The sequence below is a fragment of the Streptomyces sp. SBT349 genome (assembly GCF_001083795.1).
GTDB lineage: Bacteria > Actinomycetota > Actinomycetes > Streptomycetales > Streptomycetaceae > Streptomyces.
Genome location: NZ_LAVK01000400.1, coordinates 1 through 6182, shown reverse-complemented (window position 1 = coordinate 6182; position 6182 = coordinate 1). Strand labels below are relative to the sequence as shown.

Here is a 6182-nt window from a genome sequence, read left to right as displayed (position 1 = left end):
CCGCTGCACAGCCCCCGCGGCAAGCGGTTCTCAGACGCCAGGGCTGACCGAGCTCATGTTGAAATCGGGGATCCGCAGGGCCGGCATCGAGGTGCGTGGGAAGTAGTCGCCCCACTCGCGCGACCGGCAGCGCTCGGCCCGGCCCGCCTCGGCGGCCCGCGCCAGGATGTCGACGGGGGACTCGTTGAACCGGAAGTTGTTCACCGCGCCGACCACCTCCCCGCCCTCCACCAGGTACACGCCGTCCCTGGTCAGCCCGGTCAGCAGCAGCGTCTTCGGGTCCACCTCGCGGATGTACCAGAGCGTGCTGATCAGCAGCCCGCGCCCGGTGGAGGCGACCAGGTCGGACAGCGACCCGGCGCCGCCCGCCTCCAGCAGCAGGTTGTCGGTCATCGGCGCCGTCGGCAGGCCGGTGAGCTCCGCCGTGTACCGGGTGGTGAGCAGCGCGCGCAGCACCCCGTCCCCGATCCACTCCGTGCGGCCGAGCGGCAGCCCGTTGTCGAAGACCGAGGGCGCCGAGACGAACGTGTCGGTCGAGGAGTGCGCCACCACGAACGGCGCCGCCGCCACGCCCGCGGCCAGCGGGTCGCTGGAGAGGGTCAGGGGCAACGCGGCCAGGCGCTCGCCCACGCGGGTGCCGCCCCCCGGCCTGCTGAAGACGGTCCTCCCCTCGTGGGCGTCGCGGGCGTCCGCGTTCCAGTACAGGTAGGTGACCAGGTCGGCCACGGAGGTGGGCGGCAGCAGCGCCTCGTACCGGCCCGCGGGCAGCTCGACCCGGCGCTCCGCCCAGCGCAGCCGCGTCGCGAGCTCCGCGTCGAGCGCCGCCGGGTCGACATCCGTGAAGTCGTCCGTGGGCACCGACACGTAGGCCGACCGGGTGCGGTCGGGCGACTTGGCGTTCACCTCCACATGCCCCGTCGGCTGGTCGTGCCGCAGCCGCAGCCCGGTGGAGGTCCCCAGATAGGTGGAGACGACCTCATGGCTCGCGAACCCGAACAGCTCGCGCCCCTCGGCGCGCGCCCGCGCGAACGTCTCGCCGAGCGCGGGCGCGAACCCGTCGAACACCTCGGACGAGGTCTCGGCGGGCGCCCGCGTGAAGTCCTCCGACACCGGCTCGCCCACCACCAGCGGCTGCGCGTCCTCGGCCGCCGGGGACTGCCGCGCGGCCTCCTCCGCGGCACGCACCAGCGGCTCCAGGTCCGCCGCCGTCACCCCGGTCCTGGCGAACACCCCCGCCGCGGTGCCCTCCGTGCCGTTCACCGTGGCGATGACCGTCACCCGGCGACCGCGCGTCACGCCGTTGGTCGTGAGGGCGTTCGCGGCCCAGCGCAGGTTGGCCGAGGACTGCTCCTCCGCGATCACCACCGCGCCGTCGGCCCGCGACAGCCCGAGGGCGCGTTCGACGATCTCGTGCGGCGTGCTGGCGGCTCTGCTGGCGCTGGCGCTCATCGGCCCGACTCCTGGGTGGTGTTGAGGATGGAGATGTCGCGGAAGAGGGCGGACGGGCACCCGTGCGAGACGGCCGCGATCTGGCCGGGCTGGGCCTTGCCGCACATGAACGAGCCGTCCAGCACATAGGTCTGCGGCCCGCCGACCGCCGCCATCGAGCCCCAGAAGTCCGTCGTCGTGGCCTGGTAGGCGACATCCCGCAGCTGCCCGGCCAGCCGCCCGTTCTCGATCTTGAAGAAGCGCTGACCGGTGAACTGGAAGTTGTAGCGCTGCATGTCGATGGACCACGAGCCCGCGCCCACCACATGGATGCCGCGCTCCACGCCCGCGATCAGGCCCGCCGTGTCCGGCCCCGCGGGATCCGGCCGGAGCGAGACGTTGGCCATCCGCTGGAGCGGCACGTGCGAGGCGGAGTCGGCGAAGGCGCAGCCGTTGGACCGTTCGAACCCCTTGAGCGCCGCGATCCTGCGGTCCATCTGGTAGCCGACCAGCACGCCGTCCCTGACCAGGTCCCACGACTGGGTCTGCACGCCCTCGTCGTCGAAGCCGATGGTGGCCAGGCCGTGTTCGGCGGTCCTGTCGCCCGTCACGTTCATCAGCTCGGAGCCGTAGCGCAACGAGCCGAGCCGGTCGAACGTGGCGAACGAGGTGCCCGCGAACGCCGCCTCGTAGCCCAGCGCCCGGTCCAGCTCGGTGGCGTGGCCGATCGACTCGTGGATGGTGAGGTAGAGGTTGGAGGGGTCCACGACCAGGTCGTAACGGCCCGCCTCCACCGAGGGCGCGGCCATCTTCTCGGCCAGCAGGCCCGGGATCTCGGCCAGTTCGGCGTCCCAGTCCCAGCCCGCCTCCCTGCCCGTCAGGTACTCCCAGCCGCGCCCGACGGGCGGCGCCAGCGTCCGCATCGAGTCGAACCGGCCGCTCTCCGCGTCCACGGACGTCGCGGTCAGCTCGGGCAGCATCCGCACGCGCTGCTGCGTCGTCACCGTGCCGGCGCTGTCCGCGTAGAACTTGTTCTCCTGCACCGCCCACAGCCGCGCGGAGACGTGGCTGACGCCCGCCGCCCCGAGCAGCCTGGCGCTCCAGTCGGCGAGCAGCGCGGTCTTGTCCGCGTCGGGGACCGAGAACGGGTTGACCTCATAGGAGGAGACCCAGGTCCGCTCGCCGTGCGAGGGTTCCGACGCCAGCTCCACCCGCTCGTCGGAGCCGGCCGCGGCGATGATCCTCGCCGAGAGCCTGGCCATGGCCACCGCCTGCGCGGCGACCCGAGCGGCGCCGTCCTGCGTCATCTCCACGCCCGACGCGAAGCCCCAGCTGCCGCCGTGCACGACGCGCACGGCGTACCCGACGTCGGTGGTGTCCTCCGAGCCCGCGGGCCTGGCGTTGCGCAGCACCCAGCTGGCGCTGCGCACCCGTTCGCAGCGGAAGTCCGCGTGCTCGGCCCCCAGCGACTTCGCTCTGGCCAGCGCCGCGTCGGCGAGCTGGCGCAGAGGAAGCGCGAGGAACGTCTCATCGATGGATCTGGGCACGGTGTCTCCTGTCCTTGGGCCTTGTCCTTGCCCCGGGTCCCGGCCCCTGTCCTCGGCCGTCCCTGGACCTGGCGGTGGGCGGCGAGGGTGATCGCCCGGCCTCGATCATGCCCCGGCCCCTCCCACCGTGTCCCGGGGGAAACGGCACGAATCCGGGGCCGGAACGCGCCCACGCGCACCGTGCGGAACGGACCGGCGCGGGCGTTCGCGCGACTCCGGCGACCCGGCCGCTTCTGTAGGAGGGCGACAGGTGTGCGGCGACTCCGCTGTCACGCCCCGCCCCCCTGGCGGCCCCGTCAGGGGGCTAGGTTTGTTCGGAACACACGACGTAGAAGGAGGGTGGGCCCTTGAGCCGCTCGGTACTCGTCACCGGAGGAAACCGCGGGATCGGCCTGGCCATTGCCCGTTCCCTGGCCGACGCAGGCGACAAGGTCGCCATCACCTACCGCTCCGGGGAACCCCCGAAGGAGCTCTCCGAGCTCGGCTGCCTGGCGGTGAAGTGTGACATCACCGATCCCGAACAGGTGGAGCAGGCATACAAAGAGATCGAGGACGCCCACGGCCGTGTCGAGGTGCTCGTCGCCAACGCGGGCATCGCGCGCGACCAGTTGCTCCTGCGGATGAGCGAGGAGGACTTCAGCGCCGTCCTGGAGACCAACCTCACCGGCACCTTCCGCGTCGTGAAGCGCGCCGCACGCGGGATGCTGCGGGCCCGCGCCGGCCGCATCGTGCTGATCTCCTCGGTCGTCGGCCTCCTCGGCTCCGCGGGCCAGGCGAACTACGCGGCGTCCAAGGCGGGCCTGGTCGGCTTCGCCCGCTCCCTCTCCCGCGAGCTGGGCTCCCGCGGGATCACCTGCAACGTCGTGGCCCCCGGCTTCGTCGACACCGACATGACCAGGGCGCTGGGCGAGGAGCGCCGCGCCCAGATCGTGGAGCAGGTGCCGCTCGGCCGCTACGCCGAGCCCGCCGAGATCGCGGCCGCCGTCCGCTTCCTGGCCTCGAAGGAGGCCGCGTACATCACTGGAGCCGTCATCCCGGTTGACGGCGGATTGGGCATGGGTCACTGACCATGAGCGGACTGCTGGCAGGCAAGCGCCTCCTCGTCACCGGGGTGCTGACCGACGCCTCCATCGCCTTCCACGCCGCGCGGCTGGCCCAGACGGAGGGCGCCGAGGTGGTGCTCACCGGCTTCGGCCGGATGAGCCTGGTGGAACGCATCTCCCGGCGGCTGCCCAAGCCGGTCCCGGTGATCGAGCTCGACGTGCAGAACCAGGAGCAGCTGGACACCCTGGCCGCCCGGGTCACCGAGCACCTCGGCGAGGGCATCGGCCTGGACGGCGTCGTGCACTCCATCGCCTTCGCCCCCCAGGACGCCCTCGGGGGGAACTTCCTGAACACCGGCTGGGAGTCGGTCGCCACGGCCGTCGAGGTCTCGGCGTACTCGCTCAAGTCGCTGACGATGGCGCTGCTCCCGCTGCTCGAACCGCGCGGCGGCTCGGTGGTGGGACTGGACTTCGACGCGCAGGTCGCCTGGCCGAAATACGACTGGATGGGCGTCGCCAAGGCGGCCCTCGAAGCCACGTCCCGCTACCTCGGGCGGGACCTGGCGGACCGCAACATCCGGGTGAACCTGGTCTCCGCGGGCCCCCTGAAGTCGATGGCCGCCAAGTCGATCCCGGGCTTCGAGGAGCTGGCCGACATCTGGGACAGCCGCGCCCCCCTCGGCTGGGACGTCGCCGATCCCGAGCCGGCGGCGCGCGCCATCGTGGCGCTGCTCTCCGACTGGTTCCCCAAGACCACCGGGGAGATCGTGCACGTCGACGGCGGCGTGCACATGATGGGCGCCTGACCCGCCCCGCCCCACGCGCCGGGCCCCGGCCGTCCCTCGCGGCGGCCGGGGCGCCCGCCGAACCGCGGCGGGCCGCCCTCACACCGCGGCGCGCGGCACCAGGCTCCGGCAGATCAGCGCGTACGACCCGGCCTCGGCCGCCGCCGCCTCGGCGTCCGCCTCGCGGAGCGCCGACACCAGCCCCGCGTGGCTCACATGGTCCTCGGGCCGCAGCTCGTCGCCGACCTCGTCCCGCAGGAACGCCCGCACCACCGCGCCCAGATCCGCGTAGAGCGCGGTCATCACCTCGTTGTGCGACGCCTTGACCACCGCCATGTGGAACGTGGCGTCCGCCTCCACGAAACGCTCCACGTCCCCGCCCGACCAGGCCGCCTCGCGCCGCCCCAGCAGCGTCTCCAGCTGCCGCACCTCCTGCGCCGTGCACCGCCGCGCCGCCAGCCGTGCCGCACCGGCCTCCAGCGTGGAGCGCATCTCGGCCACGTCCTGCGGGTCCGCCCCGGCGAACCGGCGGTGCATCACCCCGGCCAGCTCGCTGGTGGCCACCACATAGGTCCCCGAGCCCTGACGGATGTCCAGCAGACCGTTGTGCGCCAGGGCCCGGATCGCCTCGCGCACCGTGTTCCTGGCGACGCCCAGCTGCTCGACGAGCTCCGGTTCCGTCGGGATGCGCGAGCCCACCGGCCACTCCCCTGAGGTGATCTCGTGGCGCAGCTGGCTGATCACCTGGTCGGCCAGGGCGGAACGGCGAGGAGCGGTCAGTGACATATCTCTCCCGGGATGTCCGGATCCCTCGGCGAAGGGATTCATCCCATGATTCTATGATGAGTACATGGGGTTGACGAAGGACGACCGTACTCTCCAGAGGACTTCCCCCGCACCGCGGCCGGCGCACGACGCCGCACGGGGGGCCGGATCCGGCCAGCGGCTCCAGCGGCTCCTCATGGTGCTCGGGCTCGTGCTGGCCGCGTTCAACCTCAGGCCCGCCATCTCCGGACTCGGCCCCGTCCTCGCCGAACTCCGCGCCGACCTGGGGCTGAACGGCACCGTGGCCGGGCTGCTCACCTCCCTGCCCGCCCTGTGCTTCGGCGTCTTCGGCTTCGCCGCCCCGCGCCTGGCCCGCCGCTTCGGACCCGCGGCCGTCCTGGTCGCCGGGCTCACCGCCCTCGCCGCGGGCCTGGCCCTGCGCTCCCTGGCCGGCTCGACCGCCCCCTTCCTCGCCGCCACCACCCTCGCGCTCGCCGGGATAGCCGTCGGCAACGTGCTGATGCCGGTGCTCGTCAAGCGGGACTTCCCCGACCACATCGGCGCCATGACCGGCCTCTACTCCGGGGTCTCCGCCCTCGGCGCCGCCGCCTCGG

6 protein-coding genes are annotated in these 6182 nt (G+C 73.0%); 3 read left to right on the top strand and 3 right to left on the bottom strand.

What is annotated here, in order from left to right:
- Positions 1-30: 30 nt before the first annotated feature.
- Both ADY01_RS31220 and ADY01_RS31215 read right to left on the bottom strand, forming a co-directional pair.
- Complete coding sequence (locus ADY01_RS31220; RefSeq protein WP_049580084.1) at positions 31-1449, bottom strand: metallopeptidase TldD-related protein; 1419 nt, start codon at positions 1447-1449, stop codon at positions 31-33.
- On the bottom strand, positions 1446-2975 hold the full coding sequence (locus tag ADY01_RS31215; protein ID WP_049580083.1) for a TldD/PmbA family protein: 1530 nt from the start codon (positions 2973-2975) through the stop codon (positions 1446-1448). The genes ADY01_RS31220 and ADY01_RS31215 overlap by 4 nt, the downstream gene beginning before the upstream one ends.
- A 347-nt stretch (positions 2976-3322) precedes the next feature.
- Between ADY01_RS31215 and fabG the strand changes: the two genes are divergently transcribed.
- Both fabG and fabI read left to right on the top strand, forming a co-directional pair.
- Positions 3323-4042: a 3-oxoacyl-[acyl-carrier-protein] reductase gene (gene fabG, locus ADY01_RS31210; protein ID WP_049580082.1), complete on the top strand. Its 720-nt coding sequence runs from the start codon at positions 3323-3325 to the stop codon at positions 4040-4042.
- Positions 4043-4044: 2 nt separating this feature from the next.
- The gene (gene fabI / locus ADY01_RS31205; protein WP_049580081.1) at positions 4045-4824 is read left to right on the top strand and encodes an enoyl-ACP reductase FabI; all 780 of its coding nucleotides are present in this window, start codon (positions 4045-4047) and stop codon (positions 4822-4824) included.
- Positions 4825-4902: 78 nt separating this feature from the next.
- Here the strand turns inward: fabI and ADY01_RS31200 are convergent, their stop codons facing one another.
- Positions 4903-5589, bottom strand: a complete 687-nt coding sequence (locus ADY01_RS31200; protein WP_049580080.1) for a FadR/GntR family transcriptional regulator — start codon at positions 5587-5589, stop codon at positions 4903-4905.
- Positions 5590-5653: 64 nt separating this feature from the next.
- On the opposite strand from ADY01_RS31200, the gene ADY01_RS31195 reads away from it, so the two are divergent.
- Positions 5654-6182: MFS transporter (locus tag ADY01_RS31195; RefSeq protein WP_049580085.1), on the top strand; the 529-nt coding region annotated here is incomplete at its 3' end.

What these genes read in the sequence shown, in the direction of transcription:
- ADY01_RS31220 (WP_049580084.1), bottom strand. Translation starts at nt 1,449, where the DNA reads ATGAGCGCCAGCGCCAGCAGAGCCGCCAGCACGCCGCACGAGATCGTC.
- fabI (WP_049580081.1), top strand. Translation starts at nt 4,045, where the DNA reads ATGAGCGGACTGCTGGCAGGCAAGCGCCTCCTCGTCACCGGGGTGCTG.
- ADY01_RS31200 (WP_049580080.1), bottom strand. Translation starts at nt 5,589, where the DNA reads ATGTCACTGACCGCTCCTCGCCGTTCCGCCCTGGCCGACCAGGTGATC.